The organism is Mesorhizobium sp. M0174 (genome assembly GCF_040322275.1).
Taxonomy (GTDB): domain Bacteria; phylum Pseudomonadota; class Alphaproteobacteria; order Rhizobiales; family Rhizobiaceae; genus Mesorhizobium.
The window spans coordinates 185547-208271 of the sequence record NZ_JAMYTB010000009.1 but is presented as its reverse complement, the minus strand read 5'-3'; the positions used below and the strand labels follow the sequence as shown (position 1 = coordinate 208271).

Sequence of the window (22725 nt, the reverse complement as noted above, 5' to 3'; positions counted from 1 at the left end):
ATCTCCCCCACAAGGGGGGAGATTGGCAGCTTCGCTGTCTGCTCTTAAATCAGCTTCTCCAGCGTGATCGGCAGGTCCCGCACCCTTTTCCCGGTGGCGTGGAACACCGCGTTGGCGATCGCCGGCGCCACGCCAACAATGCCCAGTTCGCCGACCCCCTTGCCGCCAAGCACCGAGGAGTGCGGATCGGGAATACCGACCGAGATCACCTCGATATCGGGAATGTCGGCATTCGTGGCGATGAGATAGTCGGCGAGATTGTTGTTGACGATGCGCCCATGCCGGCGGTCGACGATGCCTTCCTCGAGCAGCGCCTGGCCGATGCCCATGATGATACCGCCCTTCCACTGGCTTTCGGCGAGCTTGGGGTTGTAGAGCCGGCCCGAATCCAGCGCCGACACCACACGCGACACACGAACCGTGCCAAAGTCCTCGTCGACGCGCACTTCGATGAAATGCGCGCACCAGCTGTAGCGGGAATAGTCGCCCTCGGTGTGTGGCAGCGCCATGGCTATGGTGGTGTAGTTCTTGTAGCGGTCCTCGACCGTCGAATTGGCCGGCATGGTGTCGCCCTTCGCCTCGATATGCTCGCGCCCGACGCTCCTGAGCAGTTCGGCGATGGAAACTTCAGGGCCGTTGCCGCGCGGTGAAGCGATGCGGCCATTGGCGACGACGAGCGTGTTGGCCTGCAGCGCATGGAACGGCGAAGCCGGATCGCTGATGGCGAGCCCGATCAGTTGGTCGAGCGCGGCACTCGTCGCCTTGTGGACGGCGCCGGTCATCACCCCGGCCAGCCGCGAACCGCCGGTGACGCCGGCTCGCGCATAGCGGGAATCGCCAAGCTTGACGACGACGTTTTCCGCCGGCACGCCCACCACCTCGGCGGCGGTCTGCGCCAGGATCGTGTAGGTGCCTTGCCCCATGTCGATCGATGAGCTTTCGACCTCGACCGAGCCGTCGGCCAGGATGCGCACCATGGCCTCGCCATAGGCGCGCCGCACCGGATAGGTGCCGGCGGCGACACCCCAGCCGATCAGCTGGTTGCCGTCGCGCATCGAACGCGGCCGGGGGTTCCGCTTCGACCAGCCAAAGGCTTCGGCGCCGGCGGCGAAGGCCTCACGCAGCTGCCGTGTCGACCACGGCTTCTTGGCATGCGGGTCCTGCTCGGCATAGTTCCTGAGCCGGATTTCCAGCGGATCGATGCCGGCCTCGTAAGCGAGCTCGTCAATGGCGCTTTCGATGCCGAAGGCGCTCGGGTTCTCGCCCGGCGCGCGCAATGCCCCCGGCACCACCGTGTTGACCCGCACGACGTTCTGCCGCGACGAGAAATTCGGCGTCGCGTACATGACCGAGGTGACCGAGCCGAGCGGCTCGACCCACATGCCGTCGACAGAGGTCTCGTTGACGCCGCGATGCACGATCGACTGGATTTTGCCGTCGCGATCGGCGCCGAGCGCTACCGTCTGGCGCGTCGCCGCCCGTCCGCCATAGGCGGTGAAGGTCTGCGGCCTGGTGACCGCCAGCTTCACCGGCCGTCCCAGCATTTTCGCGGCCGCTGCCGCCACCGCGCCGTAGCCATAGGCGAACGCCTTGGACCCGAAGCCGCCGCCAATATAGGGCGAGACAAGGCGCACATTCTCGAACGGCACGCCAAACCATTCGGCATAGGTCCGCGCCATGCCGTCGACCCATTGACTCGGCTCCCAGACCGTCAGCTGGTCGCCCTGCCACTTTGCGATCAGGCCATGCGGCTCCATCGGCGCCTGGTATTCGCGCGGCGTGTTGTAAGCGTTGCAGATCCTGACCGGAGCCGAGGCGAACGCTGTCTCCGCCTCGCCCCATTCCTTGGTCATGGCGTCGACCGGGATGCCGTCGCCGGCCTTCGGATCGCTGAGGTCGACGATCGCCGGCGCCTCGTCATAGGCGATCTTGACCAGCGCCGCGGCCGCTGCCGCCTGCTCGAAACTCTCGGCCACCACCGCCGCGACATGCTGGCCGCTGAAGGTGATGTCGCGCGCCAGCGGGCAATAGGCGACATCCGGCGGCGGCGTGCCCAGCCAGTCCGTTGCGGTTCTCAGCGGCAGGATATTGTCAGGCGTCAGCACCAGCAGCACGCCGGGCGACGCTTCGGCCGCGGCCGTGTCGATCGAACGCACCCGGCCGGCGGCAATGGTGCTCTCGACCAGCACCGCATGGGTAAGTCCCTCGAGCTGCTGCTCGACGGCATATTTGGCGGCACCGGTGATCTTGGCCGGGCCGTCGACGCGAGACAGCCGGCCGCCGACCTGATCGGCGAGGACGGCACCGTCCGAAGCGTCGCCGTGTTTGGCATCGCCGGGTCTTGCTCTCAACTCGTGAACGGTCATGCCGTTTCTCCCATTTTTAGGATGGCGCGGGTGACGACGCGCGGCGCCAGTTGGATCTTGTGGTGGTTGGCGCCATGGTCGACGGCGCCCTCGACGGCGAGCAGGCTGGCTTGCCTGACGACCTCCGGCTCGAGCACTTTGCCTTTCAGCGCCTCTTCGACGGCGCGGGCGCGCCATGGCTTGGTGGCGACGCCGCCAAGCGCGACGCGAAGATCGCGGATCGTCCTTCCGTCGGCCTCGAACTCGATACCGACCACGGCACTTGCCGCGGCGAATTCATAGGACTGGCGGTCACGGACTTTGAGATAGGTCGAGCGGCGGGCGGCGGCCGAAGCGGGAATGCCGATCGCGGTGATCATCTCGCCGGGCTCGATCGCATGTTCGTTGTCGGGCGTGCTGCCCGGCAGCAGAAAAAAGTTATCGACGGCGATTTGGCGGTCACCGAGATGGACGATTGCGTCGAAAGCGGCGAGTGCAACCGCCAGGTCGCCGGGATAGGTGGCGATGCAGGCCTCGCTGGTCCCGAGCACGGCATGGCCGCGGGTGACGCCGCCGATAGCCGAGCAGCCGCTGCCGGGCGAGCGCTTGTTGCAGGCGGGAAAATTCGCCGGGTCGCGGAAATAGGGGCAGCGCGTACGCTGCATCAGATTGCCGCCGATCGTCGCCATGTTGCGCAGCTGCGCCGATGCCGCCTGCCACAGCGCCTCTGAGACGGCAGGGAACCCGCTCTTGATACCGGCATGGTCGGCCACGGTGCTCATCCTGGCCAGCGCCCCGACCGTGGCGCCCCGGTCATCGATCACGATCGTGTCCAGTCCGGTGAGATGGGTGATGTCGACCACGATCTCGGGTTCGGCAACGCCGCATTTGGCGAGATCGACAAGCGTCGTGCCGCCGGCGAGCAGCATGGCGCCGGGCAGTGCTGCTGCCTCACGCGCTGCGTCGACCGAGCCGGCACGGAGATACGAAAAGTCCCTCATGATGTGGCCTCCACGGCTGCCTGGCGCACGGCGGCGACGATATGCGGATATGCGCCGCAGCGGCAGAGATTGCCGGCCATGTATTCGCGGATCTCCTCATCGGAGCCGGCATGGCCTTCGCGAATGCAGGCGACCGCCGACATGATCTGGCCCGGCGTGCAATAGCCGCACTGGAAGGCATCCTGTTCGAGGAAGGCGGCCTGCACCGCATGTAGCGCGCCATCCTCCCCGGCAAGCCCTTCGATGGTGGTGATGGCACGTCCTTCGGCCTGCGCGGCAAGAGTCAGGCAGGCCAGCACGCGCTGGCCGTCGATATGGACGGTGCAGGCGCCGCACTGGCCTTGGTCGCAGCCCTTCTTGGTGCCGGTCAGGCCGAGATGATCGCGCAAGGCGTCGAGCAGGGTAACACGCGGCTCTGCCTCGAGCTCATGTCGATGTCCGTTGATTTGAAGTTGGATCGGAGTTCGGGTTTTGCTTGTCATGGGGCGTCTGGCTCCAGTTGCTTGACGCGAGAGGGGATGATCTGGCGCCCGGCCAGCGAGCGGCAAGGTCAGCTTATGGCTAGGTGAAGGCTAATCTCCCCTTGCGGGGAGATGCCCGGCAGGGCAGCGGGGGTCCGCTTGGCTTGATGCGACCTCCGGGAGGGCCGCGGTTTGCGAGGTTGAAAGACGTGACATACCCGATCCCGTGATTACATGATCCCGTGATTACATGATAAAGGCGCTCCACAAATCGGAGGCGCCTCCGTTTATTAACTAGGGGCCTGCTCCGCCCTGTTCAAGCCCCGGATCGAAATTGATCGAAATTGGAGAAAATTGGGGGCGGGCAGCCAGCCGTCATGCCGGGAGACAAAAAAGCACCACCGGCCCAAGCCGGTGGTGCTCTCTGGACTGTCTGTAGGGGCAGGACAGTCCAATGATCCTGAGGGGATCGCGCTCAACGTGGGCTCATTTTTGCCCCACGGCATCGGCCGAACAGATGAGGAGTGCCGGCCGCGAGGAAATATCCTCCGTCGTCACCCGCCGTGCACCGGAGGCGGGCAAGATGCCTCGCCTGCCGGAACGCCGGCCCAAACTCGATCCTGTGATTATAGTTACTTGCGATTATATTTGTCGGAGACGTAACGAAGGTGGAAGAGTCTGCGTTCTTGAAACGGGGCCTGCCTATCCGGTTATGCTTCGGATCAGCACTGGAGAAGAAATTGGCCGCGGAGCCGCCCGTCATACCTGGAGACAAAACCGAAACCGCCGTTGCAAAACCGCTGCGCGCCGACGCGCAGCGCAACCGCGACGCGCTGGTCGAGGTCGCGGCAAAGGCCTTTGCCGCGCATGGCGTCGACGCCTCGCTGGAGGAGATTGCGCGCCAGGCCGGCGTCGGCATCGGCACGCTCTACCGGCATTTCCCAACCCGCGAGCATCTGGTCGAGGTGGTTTATCGGCGCGAAGTGGAAGGGCTGTGCCAGGCGGCCGACGAACTCGCCCACGATCATTCGCCCGACGTGGCGCTTGAACAATGGATGCAGCGCTTCGTCGACTACATCGCCACCAAGCGCGGGCTGTCGACAAGCCTGCGCATCCTGCTCACGACCAACTCCACCCTGTTCTCCGACGTTTCGGGCAGGGTGACGCTCGCCTTGCGGCGGCTGATCGATGCCGCGGTCGCCGACGGCTCGATCCGCAGCGACGTCGATGCCTCCGACGTGCTGCATGCGCTGGGCGGCATCTATTCGGCCCCGGACACCAAGGACTGGCGCGACCGCTCGCGCCGATTGGTGTCGCTGCTGATGGATGGGCTGCGGTTTGGAGCGGCCAAATCCCGCCCATCCAAGGAATAACGAATGCAGTGACTGTCCTTATTTCAGCGAGATGCTCATACCGCTGAGATCGGCATTGACTTGCAGGCCTACCTGCCTGCCTGTGAGTTCGAGTTGGGCACCCTTGTCATTGGTCATGACGATCACCTGGGCTCCTTTGCCGAGCGCGCCGCCACCGCCCGCTGCGCCGTAAACCCCCGTCACATCCCGGGCGCGCCGTATGTGGCGCACGGTACCTTTGAAATAGGTCTTGGAGGCACCGAAGGCGAGGCCGCCCGAGATGCCGCCGACCGAGATGGGATACCGGCGACCATGGAAGGTCAGTGTGCCCTCGCCTCCGGCGCCGCCGATGAAGAAGGCCGCCTTGTAGATGGCGAAGCGGATCGTACCGCTGTCGGCATGTGCGACGCTGGCAAAGCTAACTGCCGCCGCAGTTATGACGGCAACCGCGACTGAACGAAATCTGGACGAAATCTTCATGATGAGAACTCCTCAAGATCGCCGCATGCCCAGCCGGCCGGGCACGTCGGCGCCGTATCAAAGTCATAGCTGAACAGTCTCGCCCGTCATTGGTTCCAAGCACGCGGCCTGAATCCGGCTGCGAGAAGACCGCTACGAAACGAGGCGGATGGCGAGCGTAGTCCTGGCTGTAAGAACATGACTGATGGTGGGGATGATCGTAGGTGTTGAGGCGGAATGGTATTAGTCTGCGCTGTCCTGGGGTTTCGGGAGCGCGGCAAAGGAATGGATTTCAACTCACGGCATGGCTACCTCCTGATCGGCGGCCTTATCCTGGTCGGTGCCGGGCTGCTGGTCCTTTCGCTGATCGTCAATCTTCGCGTGGCGCACAGCGTGCGCGACGACGTACGCCATCGTGAAAAGCTGCTGGAATATTATCGCAACATCTTTTCGCAGCTGGGCGTGATCATGATCGGGATTGGCGTGTCCCTGTTCATCTTCTTTTTCCAGCAGAATTATCAGGACCAGCGCAAACGCGAAGCGGAGCTCCAGCAGGTTCTCGCCAAACTGGCGGCACGTGTTGCCCGCGGCAGCGCTGTCGTGGAGGCCCTCGGCGAATTCGACGCGCTGCTGGATGATGGTGGTGCTTATGTCAGTCCGGAACACGGCGGTGACAACGCCGCTGTCAGCGCCCACGGAACGGCGCTCGCCAAGCAGGTTTCCCAGATCCTTCTGGTCGAGCGCGACGTCGATGTTCAGGGGTTCGATATCCTGAATCTGTCGCGCGATTTCGAAGCATCGTTCGTCGTCAACGAGCTCAACCCAACGCTATGGTTCAACGTCGTCCGGGACGAGAGCGACATCAAATATGCCACCACCCAGATGGCCCTTGATTACAAGGACCTGCAGGATGCGATCGGCGGCGAGCCTATCGAGGTTGCGATCGCCAAGCCCGAAAAGGAGCGGAAGATCAAGCAGGAGGTGCTCGACGTGTTTTATGATGCCGACCTCCTGCGCCAGCGCAGCAGGCGGTTTCTCGGCCGCGCGTGCTGGCTTTTCAGCAAGGGGCGCGACTTCGTCAAGCTTGCACCGGCCAATGAGATCGAAGCCGATGCCACGTCGCACCAGGAATGGATCGATCGGTCAAAAGGCTTCCTGACGCAGTTGAAGTCGGGAAGCGGCGATTGCTTCAAATTGCTCCAGTTCGGCCCGGCATCCTGAACCGGCAAGCATCGCCCGCCCGGCGGCGGCTAATCCCCCACGCGTTGCAGCGTGCCGAGACGATTGTCGTCGAGAAATTCGACGGTCATGGCCGACGCCTTGCCGTCGGGGCCGAGGGCAAAGCTGACGGCCGAAGGCCTGTCCGGCATCTCGGCATCGGGGAAGGTCACGAAGAGGTCGCGGTTGAAATGCTTCAGTGGATAGGACCGCGCACCGGCAGGCCCGACCTTGAGGACAAGAGCGTCTCCTTCGCCTGACACAATAGCATCGCCGATGAAGTCGTTGAAGTAACGGCCCGCATAGGCGCTGGCCGGCGCCGCCGGACTTGCTGGAGAGGGCGGCGCGGCATAGGTAGCCTTGGCCGCCGCAATCACCGGGCCGAACATGCCTGCATAGATATCATTCCAAGCCTTTACCTTGTCCTTTCCCAGCGTTCCGTCGAAGACGAGATCGGCGAAGCTGTCGGACAGTCCCTCCGGCACGCCTGTCGGAAAGGCGTTGGCGATGACGACGATGCCAAGCTTCTCCTCGGGAAAGAGCATCACCAGACTGCGGGCGCCGGCGCTGAAGGCGCCCGCATGACCCCAGATCGGTCCGTGCCGGCCGAATTCGACATTCCAGCCGAGGCCGTAGAAGGCCTCGCCTCCGGAGACGGGGTTCTTGCCGCGAACCATCAAGGGAATATGTGTCTGGTCCAGCGCATCGGCGGCAATGAGTCTCTTGCCGGCGTAGTCCCCGTTGCCGAGCACAAGGCGCATCCATTGCGAGAGGTCGCGTGCGGTGGAACTGACGCCGCCTGCTGGCGCCTGCGCATCCGGATAGCGCTGGACCTTGGCGGTCCACGCGCCATCGATTTTGGCGTGGAGCTCGGCGCGGTTGGCGTGCTTGATGAAGTCCGAATGACGGGAACTGGTCGAGGCCATTCCAAGCGGACGGTAGAGCTTCTCTTCGGCGACCTCTTCCCATGATTTGCCTGTCGGCTTCGCGGCCGCGACGGCACCCTCGGTCAGTCCGAAATTGCTGTAGGAATAGCCCGCGCGAAAGCTGGATGACGGCGACACGAACCGCAGGCGGCGCAGGATCTCCGCGCGGTCATAGCCGATGTCCTCGAGGTCGTCGCCGGCGGTGCCGGGAAGCCCGCTGCGGTGTGCAAACAGATCGCGGACCGTGAGTTCGCTGGTCGGATAGGGCTGAGCGAGCCGGAAAGCCGGATCGAGGTCGGCGATCTTGGAATCCCACGAAGCGATCCCGTCGCTGACCAGCGCCGCCACGACGGTGGCGGAGACCGGCTTGGAGAGCGAGGCAATCTGGAAGACCGTGTCGGCATCGACGATCTCCGGTTTTCCGGCTTCGCGATGCCCGAACCCCTTGAGGAAGATCACCTCGTCGCCGTGCACGACGCCGATGGCCAGACCGGGCACGCTACCATCCGCGACGACGCCTTCGGCAAGCAATTCGAGCTTCGACAGAGCGGCGGCGATCCTGTCGGGTGGGATGGTATCGGCCGACGCCGCCTTCGGCAAAAGCGTCATGATTGCGATGAAGGCCAACATCCTCCACCGGAGGTGATTCCGGTTTATGAACAGCCGCATGCTCAGCCCCTCCGCTTCACCGGCGTGCACTATTGCAGGCCGACGCAGGGAAGGCCAGCCTCACCCTCGACCCGCCATCCATTGACGGATGTCCGCATCACACCAGTCGAAATTCAGACAGCCGCGCCTGAGCTAGGATGCAGCGCGCAGGCGGAGGCGCCGCCTGCCGGCGCGGGCCTTCTCCGCCACCGCGGCGGTGATCTCGACCACGCCGTCTTCACGCGGTCTGGCGTTGGTGACCTTGTGGAGCCGCTCATAGGGCAACAGTTCCTTGACCCGGGCTTGAAGCGACGCGACTTCGGCTCGCAGATCCTCGCATTCCTGCCTCTGGACGTCGAACTGTATCTGTTCGGATGCCTGTTGCAGAGAAAGCTGCGAAAAATTTGCGCTGATTGCGGAAAGGTTCATCTTGTCGTTTTCGCTCTCTTTCATGAGAGCAGACAATTTTTGCTCGACAATTTGCCTTTCGGCCACCGCGTCGCTCGCTTGGGCCTTGAGCCTGGCGATCTCGCTGGCGGCTTCGCTGTTCTGGTTGGAGGCGGCCTCCAGCCGCGATCGAAGGTCCTCGATTTCAGAACGCAAGCCGGTCATCTCCGCGACACTGCGTGCAAGCTCGGCTTCCCTGTCACCGTCCCTGAGGCGGGCTGCTTCCGTTATTTCCGATAGCTTCGCCTGCGCCATATCGAGCGATTTCTGCAGCCGCATCTCCTCTTTCTCGCTCTTGCCAAGCGCGGCCAGCAGTTCCGAAAGCTGCGCGGCATCATTGGCATGGACAGTCGAGAGTTCGTCCAGCCTGTGCCGGGCCTCGGCTTCCCGTTTCAGCGCCTTGTCGAGGTCGATCGACAAGCTGACATGTTTCTCCCGCAGCATTTCGTTCTCGCGCGAGCGTCTGTTGGCCTCGACGGCTCTGGCTGAGAGTGTTTTGACAAGCTCGCCGAACTCGGCCTCGCGTTTTGCGCTCGCATTGCCTGCCACGACAAGTTCCAGCCTTGCCGCAGCCAGCGCGCCGCGAAGTGCTTCCTTGTCCTCGACCAGGCTTGCCTCGTGCTGCTGCAGGGCCTCGATAGCGCTGTCGCGCTCGCGCTGCTTTCTGGTTGCATCGTGGAGCTGTTCGGACAGCACCCTTTGCTGCGCGGTCAGGCCAGTATTTGCCAGCTCCAATTCGTTGGCGCGAAGAATGTCGCCGTGGAGCAGTTTTAGAAATTCGCCCGTCAGATGATGCGAGGTCGCGATCTCCGACAGTTTCGCATTGATCTCCCCCAGATACTCCTGCGCGTCGTGAAAGAGCCCATCGACCGCGCTTAAGGCAGCCAGCCGGGTTTGCGTATGGGGGGACAGCCGTCGTGCGGTCTCGAAGGCGTCCGCATTGGCCTCGATCTGCGAGCTGTCATCCGTTGCCCCGAGATTCTCATCCGATACCGTCTCATCCGGCACAGTGACGTCGTTCAGCGGCGGCTGATCGTCCACGTTGAGACATTCGCTAAACGCATCCGCCAAATCGGTTTCGAGCTCCTTGAACGCTCTTTCCACAGTCTCGGCACGCTTGATCAAACCTTTGAAATTCATGACCGAATATCCCTCTCGTGCAGCGCCGTTAAGGAGCGGACTTTCAACTCTTGACCTCGCCTCCCCGAATACGGGGTTCATCTCCTGACGTGCGCTCTGGCCGACGCAGGCTAGGGACAGGCTTGGCCACTGTCCTCGTGTGTTTGAATGACGTAAAGCCGTGTTCTGCCGCGCTCCATACCCGAGGCGTTGGCACCGCTCGCAAAATGCCACTCATTTCACCCGAGACGGATATGAAGCGGCGCAAGCCTGAGAATCGCCTGGTAATTGTCTTAAGGACCGGCCGAGCGCCTCGGTGTTCTGCAGCAGCTACAAGGTCACGGCCTAGGACGACGCGTGTCACTGCCGAGAGGCCTGACCTAATAAATGATTGTGTTGAATACGTTTCGCTGATTAGCTGCTGTGAATAGACCAGGGACAAGACCGACAAAATGTTGTCCCGGGAGGACCGCGATGCCGGTGCTTGAGGTTCGCCACGTCTCCAAGAATTTCGGGGCTATCCAGGCCCTGACCGACGTCAGCTTCCAGGTGGAGCGAGGCGAAGTCGTTGGTCTCATGGGGGATAACGGCGCCGGCAAGTCGACGATAGTCAAGACGGTGGCCGGGAATTTTCCTCCGAGCGACGGCGAAATTGTAGTCGAGGGCGAGGTGTGCCACTTCCACCAGCCTGTGCAGGCCCGCGCCAAAGGGATCGAAGTTGTTTATCAGGACCTGGCGCTCGCCGATAACTTGACAGCCGCGCAGAACGTCTTTCTGGGGCGCGAGATCAAGAAAGGCTTCTGGCCGATCAGGATTCTTGACAAGCAGGCGATGATCGATCGCTCGGCTGCGCTGTTCAAGGAACTCAAATCGGAAACCCGGCCGCGCGACCTCGTCAGAAAGATGTCGGGTGGGCAGCGCCAGGCGGTCGCCATCGCGCGGACCCGACTTTCAAATGCCAAGCTGGTGCTGATGGACGAACCAACGGCCGCCATCTCAGTGCGCCAGGTGGCGGAAGTACTCGAACTGATCCGGCGCCTCAAAGCACAAGGAGTCGGCGTCATGCTGATCAGTCACCGAATGCCTGATGTGTTCGCCGTGGCAGATCGTATTATCGTCCTCAGGCGGGGCTCAAAAGTTGCCGACAAGCCAGCCGACAAAACGTCGCCCGAGGAAATCACTGGACTGATAACGGGGGCCATCCGTGGCGAATAGTGTTCAGGAGTCAGTTGGCGTTCAGGGCTCAGTCGAAGAACATGGCCGGCCGGCCATGTCGGATTTCGTTCCGACCAAGGAAAAAACAGTTCTCCAACGTGTGATTTCAAGTCAGCCCTTCTGGGTGACGATCGCGCTCATTGCGCTCGTCATGTTGATGACTGCGATGGAGCCGAGCTTCGGCACCTCTGAAAACGTCGCCAATGTGACGCGCAATTTCGCACCTTTCGGCATCATGGCACTTGGCATGACGATCGTCATCATCACCGGCGGCATAGATCTGTCGGTCGGCTCCGTCATGGGTCTCGTGGTCATCGTCGCCGGCCTGTTCCTCACCTGGCATTATCCCTGGTACGTCGCCTTCGCCATGGGCCTTTTCTCCGGTCTGGCGTGTGGCGCGGTCAATGGATTCTTTGTCGCCTATGTCGGGATGCCGTCCTTTGTGGTCACCCTCGGCATGCTGTCCGTCGCGCGCTCGCTGGCGGTCGTATTCTCGGCCAACCAGATGCTCTACCAGTTCGGGCCCGATGCCCCGATCGTAAAGGCAATCGGTCAGGGGAAATGGCCGCGGCATGGTCTGGACGACTGGGCACCGCATTGGATACCAGAACTGTCGTCACAATTCTGGACCATGGTGATCCTGGCCCTGATTGTCGGCTTCGTGTTTAACTTCACTGCCTGGGCCCGGCATCTCTTCGCCATCGGCGGCAATGAGGAGGCGGCACGGCTCACCGGCGTTCCGGTCAACTGGATCAAATTCCAGGCCTATGTCTTCTCGGCTTTCACCGCCGCGCTCGCCTCGCTCCTGCTCCTCGGCTATAACGGCTCGGCCATCAATGCCATGGGCCAAGGCTATGAGCTGCGCGTTATCGCCGCGACAGTCATTGGCGGCGCCAGCCTCATGGGCGGCGCCGGCACGGCCTTCGGTGCGATCATCGGTTCCGCCTTCCTCGAGGTGATCAGGAACGCGCTGCTGATGGCCGGCATCGATTCAAACTGGCAGGGTGCCTTCGTCGGCGCCTTCATCGTTCTTGCGGTTCTCTTGGGCATGCAAACCGGCGGCAAATCGATTCTCGCCGCGTCGCTGGCAGTCTTGATGCCCAAAAAACGCCGCTAGAAACCCGCCGGCGGGAGGCTTGCGGGACATCACACCAAGGAGGAGAACGTCACATGAAAAAACATCTGCTCACGGCCGCCGTCGCGCTTGGCGCAATGGTGCTCGCCGTTTCCGGCGCCCAGGCGAAATACACCTTCGCCCTGGTGCCGAAGAACATGAACAATCCTTTCTTCGACCAGGCACGCGACGGCTGCAAGAAGGCCGAGGCCGAATCCAATGGCGCTGTAGAGTGCATGTATATCGGCCCCGGCGAACATGGCGGCGGCGACGAGCAGGTGCAGATCGTGCAGGACCTCGTAGCCAAGAAGGTGGACGGCATCGCCGTGTCGCCTTCGAACGCCGCAGCGATGGCGGTTGCGCTGCAGGCCGCCAAGGAGGCCGGTATCCCGGTTCTCACCTGGGACTCCGATCTCCTGCCCGAAAACAAGGATCTGCGCGTTGCCTACATCGGCACCCACAATTACGAGATCGGTGTGAACCTCGCCAAGCTTGTCATGCAGATCAAGCCCAAAGGCGGCACGATCTGCATCCAGTCCGGCGGCGCCGCGGCGGCCAACCACAACGAGCGCATGCAGGGCATTCGCGATACGCTTTCGGGCACCAAATCGGCGGCCTCGCCCGGAGATCGGCTGACAGGCCAGAACGGCTGGACCGAAATCGAAGGCTGTCCGCTCTACACCAACGATGATTTCCCGCTTTCGGTGCAACAGTTCGAGGATATCATGGCGAAAAACCCGAACCTCGACGCGTTTGTCCCAACCGGTGGCTTCCCGCAGTTCATCCCTGATGCCAACCGCGCCGCCGTCGCACCGTACAAGGACAAGATCGCCTCGAAGGCCCTGGCCCTTGTCGTCGCCGACACGCTTCCGGTACAGATCGACCAGATGAAGGAAGGTTTCTCGCTTGGCCAGGTCGGCCAGCGGCCGTTCGAGATGGGCTACAAGACGATGATGGCGCTGAAGGACATGAAGGATGGCAAGGCTCCGCCGGCCGACCCGACCTACACGGGCCTCGATGTCTGCACTCCGGAGACAGCCGACACCTGCGTCGCTAAATAGTGCTTTTGGGCGGGAGGAAACTCCCGCCCTTTTCCATAGGGGATCTCAATGCCGGAATTGTTCTCGCTCAAGGGCCGTGTCGCATTGGTCACGGGCGCCTCGCGTGGCCTTGGTTTTGCCATGGCCAAGGCACTTGCGGAGAACGGCGCGACGGTGGTCGTCAACGCCCGCGACGTGGCCGCCCTTTCCGCCGCGGCGGACAGGATAGGTGCAGAAGCCCTGCCGTTCGATGTCACCGACGCGGCGATCTCAAGGGCGTCGCTCGAAGGAATCGTCGAACGCCACGGCCGCCTCGACATTCTGGTCAACAACGCCGGCATCCAGCATCGTAAGCCGCTGGTCGAATGGCAGGACGAGGATTTCAACCACGTGGTTGCCGTCAATCTGTCGGCTTGCTTCCGCATGATGCGCGACGCGGTGCGCCTGATGCTGCCAAACAAGTTCGGGCGCATAATAAACACCGGATCGGTCGCTGCGATCCTTGGCCGTCCCACCATTCACGCCTATGTGGCGGCAAAGGCGGGGCTGCACGGGCTGACACGCTCAACTGCCGCTGAGCTGGGCCGCCACGGCATCACCGTCAACGCGATCGCCCCAGGCTATTTCGCCACCGAGCTCAACACCGCACTTATGCACGACGAGGCCTTCACCAAATGGGTCGAGGCACGAACCCCCGCGGGCCGCTGGGCCCAGCCTGAGGAACTCGGCGGAGCCGTGGTGTTTCTCGCCTCCGACGCTGCCGCTTACGTCAACGGGCACGTGCTGGCCGTTGACGGCGGGCTATCGGTTTCCCTGTGATTTCAACCGGCGACACCGTGCCGACAGGGCGTGCCTGCTAGCCGCCTGAAACGACTTGCTGCATGTGCTGCTGGCCCGGTCCCCCTGCGCGGACGCAGACGCCACACGATTGGATGGCGCGCCGTATTGCAGCCGCCGACTCTCGATTCGCAACGGGTTATTTCGACGTCTGGCGGCATCGATGCTTGATGCCGCCAATATTTCATTCCACACACCGGCCACGATGAGAAACGACATACGGGATCAGCGCCGGGTATTCGGGTGGGCCTTGCCCACTTCGATTGCCCTGCATCTGCTCATCGTCGCGTTTTTGTTGTTCGGACTGCCGGCAACGCTCTCGCAGCCAGGGAAGGAGCAGGCCATTGCGGTGGATATCGTGCCGCCGCCCAAACCGCCGGAAAAAACCAAACCTCCGTCCCCCGCTGAACCGCCCAAGCCGGAAAAGCCGCCGGAAGCAAAGGTCGAGACCCCGGCGAGCCGTGAGGTCGCCGCGCAGAGACCTGTCTTCCAATTCGGTGAGAAGGACGCCGGTCCTCGCAAGTCTCTGGACGGCAACAGTGCGGAGGATGGTTCGGAACAACCGCCCGCGCCGCAAGATCCCAATAACCAGGATCTTGCACAGCCACCTGCCGTGACTGCGGTCGACGGGAAAGACCAGGCTCCGCCGCCTGGCGCATCACAGCCGCCAAAGCCCAAGCCGGCGGATGTCGCTAACGTGCAAAAGCCGTTGAAGCTTGAAGAAGCGAAAAGATTGTTCTCGCAAGCAGCAACCGATGATCCAATCGCGACAACCGCCATGAGAAACGTGCCGCGCGCAGTACGAATCGGTCAGCTCTGCAACACGGAGCTCGCGCAGCAATTGGTGCACGCGTCGCCCCCCTATTTCCCAGACAGCTTGCTTGAGTATCGGCTGAAGGCCGGCACGGTCATGAACGTCGCCAGTGCGCCGTTCCCCGCAAACGGGCAGTGGTACGATCTGAGCTTTCGTTGTGAGGTCGATCCGGACGCAACGAAAGTCGTGTCGTTCGCCTTCCGTGTTGGAAATCCGGTGCCGCGCAGTGAATGGAAGCGCCGCGGGTTGCCCGCCGAATAGGTGGTCAAGGCCACGGAGGCCGGCTGTCCGGCGCCATCAAATCCGGCCGGCGATGTCTTCGCGCGGCCCGAGTGACCGAACCAACACGCGCCAAAAATGGCTTTCGTCAGTGGCCGCCGAAGTCTAGCATACGGCTTTGGGAGGAGGCTTCGATGACTTCAAGTTTCAATGTTCACCATGCTGCCGGCTATGAGCAGCTCATGGGCCGCTGGAGCCAAAGGCTCGCGCCGCTGTTCATCGACTTTGCGGGCCTTAAAGACGGCGAAAAGATCCTCGACGTCGGTTGCGGCACCGGCAGCCTGACCTTCGCGCTCGTCAAGGCCGCTGACCTCCGTGAGGTCGCCGCGATCGACTTTTCAGGCGTTTTTGTCGAGGAGGCAATCCGGCGCAACTCCGATCCGCGGATAAAAATCCGTCAGGCGGATGCCTGCGCCCTGCCCTTTGAGGACGGCGCGTTCGACCGTGCCCTGGCCCTGCTCGTGCTCCATTTCGTGCCCGAAGCCGGCAAGGCAGTCGCCGAGATGCGCCGCGTCGTGCGGCCGGGCGGCGTGGTCGCGGCGACGGTATGGGACCATCTCGGCGGCATGCCGGGGATGCGCATGATGATCGACACGGTGGCGGTGCTCAGCGAAGGCGGACGCCAGCTGCGCGCCCGCTATTGCACGCAGCCGATGATGCAGCCGGGTGAAATGAAACGGACCTTTGTCGAGCAGGGTCTCCGCGACGTTACGGAGACCGAGCTGATGATCCGCATGGACTATCAAAACTTCGACGATTACTGGGCGCCGATAGCCGCCGGCGAAGGGCCGCTCGGCAAGTATGTGGCCACGCTCGATCCAGAAGAGCGGGCGCGCGTCGACGCCGCCATGCGCGACGCCTATGAGGCCGGCCGGCCCGACGGCCCGAGATCCTTTGCGAATGTCGCCTGGGCCTGCCGCGGTATCGTTGCCTGACCGGCCGGCAGCCGGGATGCATTCTTCGCATAGGAAGCATCGCTCTCCTCGCGCCGGCTTGTCCCGCTGTTGACGGGACGGCCTCCGCTTCGGCCCCGCTAGATCCGCCAAGGGTGGCTGCATTAGCCGATCCCGTAGACCAGCCTGACGCGGCCGTCCGAAAGCTGCTCCACTTTGCGCAGTTCGAGCCCACGACGATTTTTCGCCGTCCCAAACAGCGCCTTTCCTTCACCGGCGAGCAGCGGATAGACGATCAGCCTGAGCTCATCGACCAGCCCGGCATCGATAAGGCTCGCGGTAATTCGGGCGCCGCCCATAAGGTAGATGTCTTTGCCGGGCTTCTGTTTAAGCGCAGCGATATCCTCGAAATTCCGCACGAAGCGCGTCTTTGGCCAGGCGGCCGAAGTCATTGTGTTCGACAGCACATAATGCGGGGTCTGCGCGGCGAATCGGGCCCATTCGAGCTCGGCCGGCTTCGGCAATTTGCCGGTCATCGGCAGCGGCTTGTCGGGCTCGTTCTGGATGGCGCTCCAGTAGCGCTCGTAGCCGGCATACATGACGCTGCCAAGCAGGCAGGCGTCGATTTGCGGCGTCAGGCCATATTCGTCCGACCACGCGTCGACCCAATCGGCGTAACCCTCGGGCCCCTCCATCTTGCCGTCGACGGAGATTTTCATCCCAGCGATCAATTTGCGCATGACTTCCTCCATCAGGCTTGCGGGATGCAAGCACGTTTCATCGTTGCTTCGTGTTGCTGGCGGCGACCTCAGGGATGGACGCCGCGAGTTACATCAGGCCGGCAGGCGGCGATCGTATTCTTCCCGCAGGCGGCTCCAGCCGTCCCAGAACGAGGTCGGCGTCTTGCCAGCCAGGCGGGCGGCCAGCAGGTCGAGGTGTATGTGCCAGCCGGCCGTGATGTTGAGCTGGATTGCACGTTCCGGCAGGCGGCGATGGACGACGGTGAGCAGCACATCGCTACCCTTCGCCTCCAGCAAGAAGGAGACGCCGCCGGTATTTCCCCAGGTGATGGAAAGCTTGCGCGGCGGATCGAGGTCGGTGATCCGGCCCTCCATCCGATGCTCTTCGGGAAAGCCCGCGGGGCGCTGGCCAGGCGGGTCCGTCAGCTCGTCGTTACGCCAGACCAATTCGAACGAGCTGCCCGCCTTCATTTCCATCTGCCCCGCTGCCATCCACTGCCGGCGCAGGTCACTCTCGGTGAGATAGGCCCAGACGCGCTCGATGGGTCCGGGCAAAAGGCGTTGGATAGTGAACGTGGCGGGCTCGCTTAGCGCGCCATAGGCGTCGATGCTTCTCATCTGGTTCATTGCTCGTCTCCTTCTTTCGGATTGGGCGATTTCCTGGGCTCATCCTGGGCTTTGCGTGCGTCCTCTTCGCGAAGAAGGCGTTCGAGAACATCGAGACGACCGGTCCAGAAGCGCTCGTAGAAGCTGAGCCACTGATGGGCGCTGGCCAGCGGTCCGGGGGATAGTCGGCACAGATGCGTGCGGCCCCTCACCTCTCGACGAATAAGCCCTGCGTTCTCCAGCGCCTTGATGTGCTTGGAGGCCGCCGCGAGCGACATCGCGAAGGGTTCCGCCAGCTGGCTTACCGTTTTCTCGCCATGGGCGAGATCGCGAAGCATGTGCCGGCGCGTGGCGTCGCCAAGGGCGTGAAAGACCGCATCCATCTGAGGTGTTTGTAATTCAACCATGTAGTTGAATATAGACGCACGCTTTGAGATAGTCAACCGTTTGGTTGAATAAATTATGTGAAGCGCCGCAGGGCCGTTTGCGCCATCGAGCGCATCGACGTGACGGGAGATACGGACGGCCCGCGACAGTAAGGGCGAGGCCCTTATTTGCCGTTGAAGAAACTGTGGATCGCGGCTTCCAGCCTTTCGATAAGCTGAGGGTTGTGGCAGCTGCCAGCCCAGATCAGGGCGTTTAGCCTTATTTCTTTGTTGATAAAGCTCACTTTCCCAGAATCCAGCAGGTATTCCGCGATCTCGTAGTGCCGCCCTTTGATAGCCTCGATGAGCGCGTTGTTTCTCCCCGTCTTGTCGGTCAGATTTACTTCCGCGCCATTCTCCACGAGCAACTTGACGACTTCGAGATGCCCGTTCTTCGCCGCCTCGATAAGAGCCGTTCTACCGTAGTAGTCAGCTCGCGCGTTGATCTCTATTTGGGGGTGTCTCACGAGGCCTGAGATACACGCGTAATGTCCCTTGGCCGACGCAAGGCTCAAGGGCGTGCTCTTCCACTTGTTTCTGGCATTCACATCGATTTCCGGGTCTTCGATCAGCACCTCGACCACCGCTGTGCGGTCATTGAGGGCTGAAAGGTGAAGTGCAGACCAGCCGCCGTCGTCCGACTGATTGATCTCGGCGCCAGCCGCCAATTCCGATCGAACCGCATCCGCATCGCCTTGTTCTGCCGCGACCAGCAGGGGCGACCAGTCTCTTGCTCCTTCGCCTTCCAAGCTGTTGGTCAACGCAGTCGCCTCCTCGGATAGTCCACAGAATACCACAGAATCCGCGACAGCGGGATCGTCCTGAATGGAGTTCCCTGGACTCCGTGGGTCACAGAGAGCTGTCGGCCCGAAGCGGAAGATCAGCGCTTCACGTCCGTCTCCTCACATTCTCATGATATCGACTGGCTTTGGCGGCCATCCAGACTAGATAGAGCGTGCGCCGGGCGGAATGATGCAGAAGGACCTGAACATGGCTGAACAGATTACCCTAGATAGACCTGAACAAATCAGATTGAACGACGGCTCCGCCATTCCGCAAATCGGCCTTGGCGTGTGGCAGGTCGATCCAGCCATCACGGCCAAGGTGGTGGGCTGGGGGATCGAGGCCGGCTACAAACTGATCGACACCGCCGAAGGCTACCAGAACGAGGAAGGCGTCGGGCAGGCGATCCGCTCGGCCGGCGTGCCGAGAAGCGAGCTGTTCATCACCTCGAAACTTCGCAACGGCGCCCATCAGCGCGACGCCGCCCTGCGCGCTTTCGACGAGACGATGAGCAAGCTCGGCATCGAGCAGCTCGACCTGTTCCTGATCCACTGGCCGGTGCCCGGCCAGGACAGATATGTCGAGGCCTGGAAGACGCTGATCGAGCTCAGGCAATCGGGCCGGATCAAGTCGATCGGCGTTTCGAACTTCAATCAGGACCATCTCGAGCGGATCATCGGCGAGACCGGCGTCTCGCCGACAGTCAACCAGATCGAGCTCCATCCCCGTTTCCAGCAGCGCGACAAACGCGAATTTCACGACAGGCACAACATCCGCATCGAAAGCTGGAGCCCGCTGGGCAGCGGCCGGCTGTTGAGCGACCCGACGCTCGAAAGCATCGCCAGGAAACACGGCAAGTCGGTGGCGCAGGTGATTATCAGGTGGCACCTTCAGGAAGGGCTGATCGTCATCCCGAAATCGATCCACCAGGACCGGATCGCCGCCAATTTCGATGTCTTCGATTTCGAATTGGAAGCGAAGGACCTCGAGCTCATCCGGGGCATGGATTCGCCCGACGGCCGCACCGGCCCGAACCCCGCCACCGCCGCGTTCCTGTTCTGACGAAGGCGGGCATCACCGCGGCGTTGGCATTCCTTTGCGACCCCTGTGTCCTGCCCTCTTTGGCACCACTTGGCATCTCCCCCCGGGGGAGATTGGCAGCTTCAACGGGAGCGCCGTTCTTGCAACGTTGGAGACTAGCGAAAAGCCGAGATGAGAGCCAATCTCCCCCCTCGTGGGGGAGATGTCCGGCAGGACAGAGAAGTGGTCGTTTCCAAGTTACAAGGGGGGCGCTGTCCCGCCGGTCTTGCCAGGGTTCTGCTGCCCATCCGTCGCTCACGGAACTCGCGCTTTGGCCACCCATTCAGGATGCAGCGGCGAGCCCAGTCACAATGCCAATGTGCTGGCCTTGGGCATCGATTTGGCATTTGCGCGGTGTCGTGGAGGCAATGGCGTGTAAGGCATTGTCAACGCTCTTTGGCGATCGAGGTCGGCGTTCTACGGCGCCCCCCTCTGTCCTGCCGGACATCTCCCCCACGAGGGGGGAGATCGGCAGCTTCGGCCCCAACGCGGTCCTATAGCGACCGCGACAGCTCACCTCAGATCCCCGAGCCATCCAGCAGCGGGACATCATCCTCCTCCCAGGGGCTCGGCATCGAACCCTTGCTCAGATTGGCCGACGGCAGCGGCATCCAGCACTTCAGCTCCGGTTCGGCATATTCGACGATGCGTCCCGGAGAAGAGTCGGAAGCCCTCCAGCCTTCGCTGCCGAACTGATCGGCCCGGGCCCAGAAAGCCATGTCGACTTCGGCCGGCCCCTGTTCGGATGGCCGAACCGTGACAAGGATTCTGCTGCCGTCCCTTGGCGCACTCGACATGTGGCGCCACCGATCGGGCTCGTCCATCGTATTTCCTCCTACGGAATTCACCTCGCACAGATAGTCGCTTCGCCTTCACAAGCGGTCAACCCGAACTTTCAGGCTTACCCCCCGGAGGGAAGGATCTGGGGCAAGCCTCTGCTCCGCCAGGCCACGGAACAAGTCATGGCGCGCCGGGTTTGGGCAAAGTTGTTGAGGAAGCAAAATGAGATCAGCGGCGCGACCGATCCTTACGATCGTGGCATGGAAGGCCGTGCCCACGCCCTTCCATCCCAACCCGGTCCGATCGCAATGAGGCAGGCCGGTTCTGACCGTTCCAACTCACCGGAGGAGAGGAATGGCGGCATAGGACGAGCACTCGGCCTTGGCCTGATAACAGGGGCGGCCGACGACGATTGTTCGGCGATAGGCACCTATGCCAGCGCCGGCGCCCGCTTCGGACCCGACCTGCTCTGGACGGCTCCGGTGACCTTGCCGATGATGTACGCGGTCGTCTACCTGTCGTCGAAGCTCGGCCAGGTATCCGGGCGCGGATTGTTCCACGTCATCAAGGACTTCTATCCGCGGTGGCTGCTCTGGTCCGTGCTGTTGGGTGTGCTCATCGGGAATACCATCGAGGCGGCGGCGGATCTTGGCGGAATGGCCGCCGCGATCAACATATTCGTGCCGCTTCCCATTCCGGTGATCGTGCTGTTCGTCGCCGCCCTCATCTTCGCCCTTCAGGTCTTCGGCTCCTATACCTTGATCCGCAACGTTTTCCGCTGGCTGGCGCTGGCGCTGCTCGCTTATGTCGGTGCCGCCATTCTGGCCAAGCCGGATGCCGCGGCGGTGCTACGCGGAACGCTGCTTCCCAGGATCGAATTCAACCGTGAGTTCCTGTCGATTCTGGTCGCCATCATCGGCACGACGCTGTCCGCCTATCTCTATACGTGGCAGTCCAACGAGGAGGTCGAGGAGGAGATTGCCCAAGGGCGAGCGACGCTCAAGGAAAGGAAGGGCGCCACCGAGGGTGAACTGCGGCGCTCTCGCCGGGACATCCTCATCGGCATGATGTTTTCAAATCTCATCATGTACTTCATCATCCTGTCGACAGGCGCGACGCTCTACGAAGCGGGCCACCACGACATCGACACAGCGGCACAGGCCGCGGAGGCGCTGCGTCCGCTCGCCGGCCAGGCCGCAAGCATTCTGTTCGCCGCAGGCGTGATCGGCGTGGGTTTCCTTGCCGTTCCTGTCATGACCACCGGCGCCGCCTATGACGTGGCACAGGCCATCGGCTGGAAAAACAGCCTGCACGCCCGTGCTCGAGAGGCGCCCAAATTCTATCTCACCATCGGCTTCTTTACGGCGATCGCGGCCGGCCTCAACTTCCTCGGCTTCAATCCGATGAAGGCGCTGGTCTGGTCCGGCATCGTTCAAGGCTTTTCGACGCCGCCCTTGCTGCTGCTCATCATGCTGATGACGAACAGCCGCAGGATCATGGGCGACCAGGTGAACAGCCGGAGCACCAACATACTCGGTTGGGCAACAACCGCCGCCATCTTCTCGGCGACGATCGGCCTGGTGGCGACCTGGTTCTTGTGATCCGGCGGAACAAAGGCGCGCTGTCCCGCCGGTTGGATTGCCTCTGCCGCTTGCGGAACTATCGCAACCTTGCCGATCTTGGAAATTCCACAACGTCCGCAGGCGGACGCGTGTACTGGGCCGCGACAATTGCATCGACCAGGAGATCCAGAGCCGCACGAGCCGTGCGGCTCGTCTCGTCGTCGCCGCGCAAATAATGGCAGGCTCGTTCAAGGTGCAGGTGTGCGGCGGCAAAGTCGCTCGTCATAGGCTTCTCCTTTTTGCCCACCGGCCGGCCGGCAAGATGACCGCCCGGATTTACCCAAAAGCAAATATCCACAGCCGGATTTGAATCAAGATTGACCGAACTACCGCATGCCGCCGAGCCACTCCAGCACCTTGACCTGTGCTTCGCCCGCACCTTCCCCCAGCACCGCGAGGCCGTCCGGGATGGTGGCGCCAGGACATGGTACACCGCGTTGAATGAACCAATTACGGGCGGTGTTCCGCAAACTCTGTCCGCTCACCGCGCTGCTTTTGAAATTTTCTCGCTCTTTTAATTC

Annotated in this window: 21 protein-coding genes; 10 read left to right on the top strand and 11 right to left on the bottom strand. The window is 62.4% G+C overall.

Annotation, left to right across the window (positions count from 1 at the left end; all coding sequences use genetic code 11):
* Nucleotides 1–44: 44 nt before the first annotated feature.
* From NKJ13_RS20280 to NKJ13_RS20270, 3 genes are read right to left on the bottom strand one after another with little or no spacing between them, the layout of a single operon-like run.
* Entirely contained in the window at nt 45–2366 is a 2322-nt protein-coding gene (locus tag NKJ13_RS20280) for a xanthine dehydrogenase family protein molybdopterin-binding subunit (RefSeq protein ID WP_352740124.1), read from the bottom strand.
* Nucleotides 2363–3346: an FAD binding domain-containing protein gene (locus tag NKJ13_RS20275; protein ID WP_352740122.1), complete on the bottom strand. Its 984-nt coding sequence runs from the start codon at nt 3344–3346 to the stop codon at nt 2363–2365. Before NKJ13_RS20275 ends, NKJ13_RS20280 begins: the two co-directional genes overlap by 4 nt.
* Nucleotides 3343–3828, bottom strand: coding sequence for a (2Fe-2S)-binding protein (locus NKJ13_RS20270; RefSeq protein WP_352507171.1), 486 nt, complete (start codon nt 3826–3828; stop codon nt 3343–3345). The genes NKJ13_RS20275 and NKJ13_RS20270 overlap by 4 nt, the downstream gene beginning before the upstream one ends.
* A 719-nt stretch (nt 3829–4547) precedes the next feature.
* On the opposite strand from NKJ13_RS20270, the gene NKJ13_RS20265 reads away from it, so the two are divergent.
* A complete protein-coding gene (locus NKJ13_RS20265; protein WP_352705635.1) occupies nt 4548–5180 on the top strand; it encodes a TetR/AcrR family transcriptional regulator in 633 nt (210 codons plus the stop codon).
* An 18-nt stretch (nt 5181–5198) separates the two neighbouring features.
* Here NKJ13_RS20265 and NKJ13_RS20260 read toward each other — a convergent pair whose 3' ends face one another.
* Entirely contained in the window at nt 5199–5639 is a 441-nt protein-coding gene (locus tag NKJ13_RS20260; RefSeq protein ID WP_352507169.1) for a lipid-binding SYLF domain-containing protein, read from the bottom strand.
* A 264-nt stretch (nt 5640–5903) separates the two neighbouring features.
* Here NKJ13_RS20260 and NKJ13_RS20255 point away from each other — a divergent pair, with 264 nt between their 5' ends.
* Nucleotides 5904–6839: a hypothetical protein gene (locus NKJ13_RS20255; RefSeq protein WP_352740121.1), complete on the top strand. Its 936-nt coding sequence runs from the start codon at nt 5904–5906 to the stop codon at nt 6837–6839.
* 29 nt (nt 6840–6868) lie between these two features.
* Here NKJ13_RS20255 and NKJ13_RS20250 read toward each other — a convergent pair whose 3' ends face one another.
* Nucleotides 6869–8392 carry a serine hydrolase gene (locus tag NKJ13_RS20250; RefSeq protein ID WP_502896214.1) on the bottom strand — a complete coding sequence of 508 codons (1524 nt, stop codon included), beginning with the start codon at nt 8390–8392 and terminating at the stop codon, nt 6869–6871.
* A gap of 171 nt (nt 8393–8563) precedes the next feature.
* On the bottom strand, nt 8564–9997 hold the full coding sequence (locus NKJ13_RS20245; RefSeq protein WP_352756019.1) for a coiled-coil domain-containing protein: 1434 nt from the start codon (nt 9995–9997) through the stop codon (nt 8564–8566).
* Between the two features lie 453 nt (nt 9998–10450).
* On the opposite strand from NKJ13_RS20245, the gene NKJ13_RS20240 reads away from it, so the two are divergent.
* The 6 genes from NKJ13_RS20240 (at nt 10451) to NKJ13_RS20215 (ending at nt 16210) form a co-directional block, all read left to right on the top strand.
* Nucleotides 10451–11191: an ATP-binding cassette domain-containing protein gene (locus NKJ13_RS20240; protein WP_254819718.1), complete on the top strand. Its 741-nt coding sequence runs from the start codon at nt 10451–10453 to the stop codon at nt 11189–11191.
* A gap of 55 nt (nt 11192–11246) precedes the next feature.
* Nucleotides 11247–12308, top strand: a complete 1062-nt coding sequence (locus tag NKJ13_RS20235; RefSeq protein WP_352740117.1) for an ABC transporter permease — start codon at nt 11247–11249, stop codon at nt 12306–12308.
* A 53-nt stretch (nt 12309–12361) separates the two neighbouring features.
* Nucleotides 12362–13366, top strand: a complete 1005-nt coding sequence (locus NKJ13_RS20230; protein WP_254819720.1) for a sugar-binding protein — start codon at nt 12362–12364, stop codon at nt 13364–13366.
* A gap of 48 nt (nt 13367–13414) precedes the next feature.
* Nucleotides 13415–14164: a glucose 1-dehydrogenase gene (locus NKJ13_RS20225; RefSeq protein ID WP_254819721.1), complete on the top strand. Its 750-nt coding sequence runs from the start codon at nt 13415–13417 to the stop codon at nt 14162–14164.
* Nucleotides 14165–14345: 181 nt separating this feature from the next.
* Entirely contained in the window at nt 14346–15257 is a 912-nt protein-coding gene (locus NKJ13_RS20220; RefSeq protein ID WP_352705644.1) for a DUF930 domain-containing protein, read from the top strand.
* A 152-nt stretch (nt 15258–15409) separates the two neighbouring features.
* Nucleotides 15410–16210 (top strand): class I SAM-dependent methyltransferase, encoded by an 801-nt coding sequence (locus tag NKJ13_RS20215; protein ID WP_352507161.1) that lies wholly within the window; start codon nt 15410–15412, stop codon nt 16208–16210.
* Between the two features lie 122 nt (nt 16211–16332).
* Here the strand turns inward: NKJ13_RS20215 and NKJ13_RS20210 are convergent, their stop codons facing one another.
* From NKJ13_RS20210 to NKJ13_RS20195, 4 genes are all read right to left on the bottom strand, one after another.
* The gene (locus NKJ13_RS20210) at nt 16333–16908 is read right to left on the bottom strand and encodes a dihydrofolate reductase family protein (protein ID WP_352507160.1); all 576 of its coding nucleotides are present in this window, start codon (nt 16906–16908) and stop codon (nt 16333–16335) included.
* Nucleotides 16909–17001: 93 nt separating this feature from the next.
* A complete protein-coding gene (locus NKJ13_RS20205) occupies nt 17002–17535 on the bottom strand; it encodes an SRPBCC family protein (protein ID WP_254819403.1) in 534 nt (177 codons plus the stop codon).
* Entirely contained in the window at nt 17532–17921 is a 390-nt protein-coding gene (locus NKJ13_RS20200) for an ArsR/SmtB family transcription factor (RefSeq protein WP_352740146.1), read from the bottom strand. The genes NKJ13_RS20205 and NKJ13_RS20200 overlap by 4 nt, the downstream gene beginning before the upstream one ends.
* Before the next feature lie 143 nt (nt 17922–18064).
* The gene (locus NKJ13_RS20195) at nt 18065–18700 is read right to left on the bottom strand and encodes an ankyrin repeat domain-containing protein (protein WP_352740115.1); all 636 of its coding nucleotides are present in this window, start codon (nt 18698–18700) and stop codon (nt 18065–18067) included.
* A 229-nt stretch (nt 18701–18929) separates the two neighbouring features.
* Here NKJ13_RS20195 and NKJ13_RS20190 point away from each other — a divergent pair, with 229 nt between their 5' ends.
* On the top strand, nt 18930–19784 hold the full coding sequence (locus NKJ13_RS20190) for an aldo/keto reductase (RefSeq protein ID WP_352740113.1): 855 nt from the start codon (nt 18930–18932) through the stop codon (nt 19782–19784).
* Between the two features lie 536 nt (nt 19785–20320).
* Here the strand turns inward: NKJ13_RS20190 and NKJ13_RS20185 are convergent.
* Complete coding sequence (locus tag NKJ13_RS20185) at nt 20321–20626, bottom strand: hypothetical protein (RefSeq protein ID WP_352507157.1); 306 nt, start codon at nt 20624–20626, stop codon at nt 20321–20323.
* Between the two features lie 165 nt (nt 20627–20791).
* Here NKJ13_RS20185 and NKJ13_RS20180 point away from each other — a divergent pair, with 165 nt between their 5' ends.
* Nucleotides 20792–22183, top strand: coding sequence for an Nramp family divalent metal transporter (locus NKJ13_RS20180; RefSeq protein WP_352740111.1), 1392 nt, complete (start codon nt 20792–20794; stop codon nt 22181–22183).
* Nucleotides 22184–22725 lie beyond the last annotated feature (542 nt).

Excerpts from the sequence above, each read along its gene's own strand:
- NKJ13_RS20280 (WP_352740124.1), bottom strand. The coding sequence starts at position 2,366 with ATGACCGTTCACGAGTTGAGAGCAAGACCCGGCGATGCCAAACACGGC.
- NKJ13_RS20275 (WP_352740122.1), bottom strand. The coding sequence starts at position 3,346 with ATGAGGGACTTTTCGTATCTCCGTGCCGGCTCGGTCGACGCAGCGCGT.
- NKJ13_RS20270 (WP_352507171.1), bottom strand. The coding sequence starts at position 3,828 with ATGACAAGCAAAACCCGAACTCCGATCCAACTTCAAATCAACGGACAT.
- NKJ13_RS20260 (WP_352507169.1), bottom strand. The coding sequence starts at position 5,639 with ATGAAGATTTCGTCCAGATTTCGTTCAGTCGCGGTTGCCGTCATAACT.
- NKJ13_RS20255 (WP_352740121.1), top strand. The coding sequence starts at position 5,904 with ATGGATTTCAACTCACGGCATGGCTACCTCCTGATCGGCGGCCTTATC.
- NKJ13_RS20250 (WP_502896214.1), bottom strand. The coding sequence starts at position 8,392 with ATGTTGGCCTTCATCGCAATCATGACGCTTTTGCCGAAGGCGGCGTCG.
- NKJ13_RS20245 (WP_352756019.1), bottom strand. The coding sequence starts at position 9,997 with ATGAATTTCAAAGGTTTGATCAAGCGTGCCGAGACTGTGGAAAGAGCG.
- NKJ13_RS20240 (WP_254819718.1), top strand. The coding sequence starts at position 10,451 with ATGCCGGTGCTTGAGGTTCGCCACGTCTCCAAGAATTTCGGGGCTATC.
- NKJ13_RS20235 (WP_352740117.1), top strand. The coding sequence starts at position 11,247 with ATGTCGGATTTCGTTCCGACCAAGGAAAAAACAGTTCTCCAACGTGTG.
- NKJ13_RS20230 (WP_254819720.1), top strand. The coding sequence starts at position 12,362 with ATGAAAAAACATCTGCTCACGGCCGCCGTCGCGCTTGGCGCAATGGTG.
- NKJ13_RS20225 (WP_254819721.1), top strand. The coding sequence starts at position 13,415 with ATGCCGGAATTGTTCTCGCTCAAGGGCCGTGTCGCATTGGTCACGGGC.
- NKJ13_RS20220 (WP_352705644.1), top strand. The coding sequence starts at position 14,346 with ATGCTTGATGCCGCCAATATTTCATTCCACACACCGGCCACGATGAGA.
- NKJ13_RS20215 (WP_352507161.1), top strand. The coding sequence starts at position 15,410 with ATGACTTCAAGTTTCAATGTTCACCATGCTGCCGGCTATGAGCAGCTC.
- NKJ13_RS20210 (WP_352507160.1), bottom strand. The coding sequence starts at position 16,908 with ATGCGCAAATTGATCGCTGGGATGAAAATCTCCGTCGACGGCAAGATG.
- NKJ13_RS20205 (WP_254819403.1), bottom strand. The coding sequence starts at position 17,535 with ATGAACCAGATGAGAAGCATCGACGCCTATGGCGCGCTAAGCGAGCCC.
- NKJ13_RS20200 (WP_352740146.1), bottom strand. The coding sequence starts at position 17,921 with ATGGTTGAATTACAAACACCTCAGATGGATGCGGTCTTTCACGCCCTT.
- NKJ13_RS20190 (WP_352740113.1), top strand. The coding sequence starts at position 18,930 with ATGGCTGAACAGATTACCCTAGATAGACCTGAACAAATCAGATTGAAC.
- NKJ13_RS20185 (WP_352507157.1), bottom strand. The coding sequence starts at position 20,626 with ATGGACGAGCCCGATCGGTGGCGCCACATGTCGAGTGCGCCAAGGGAC.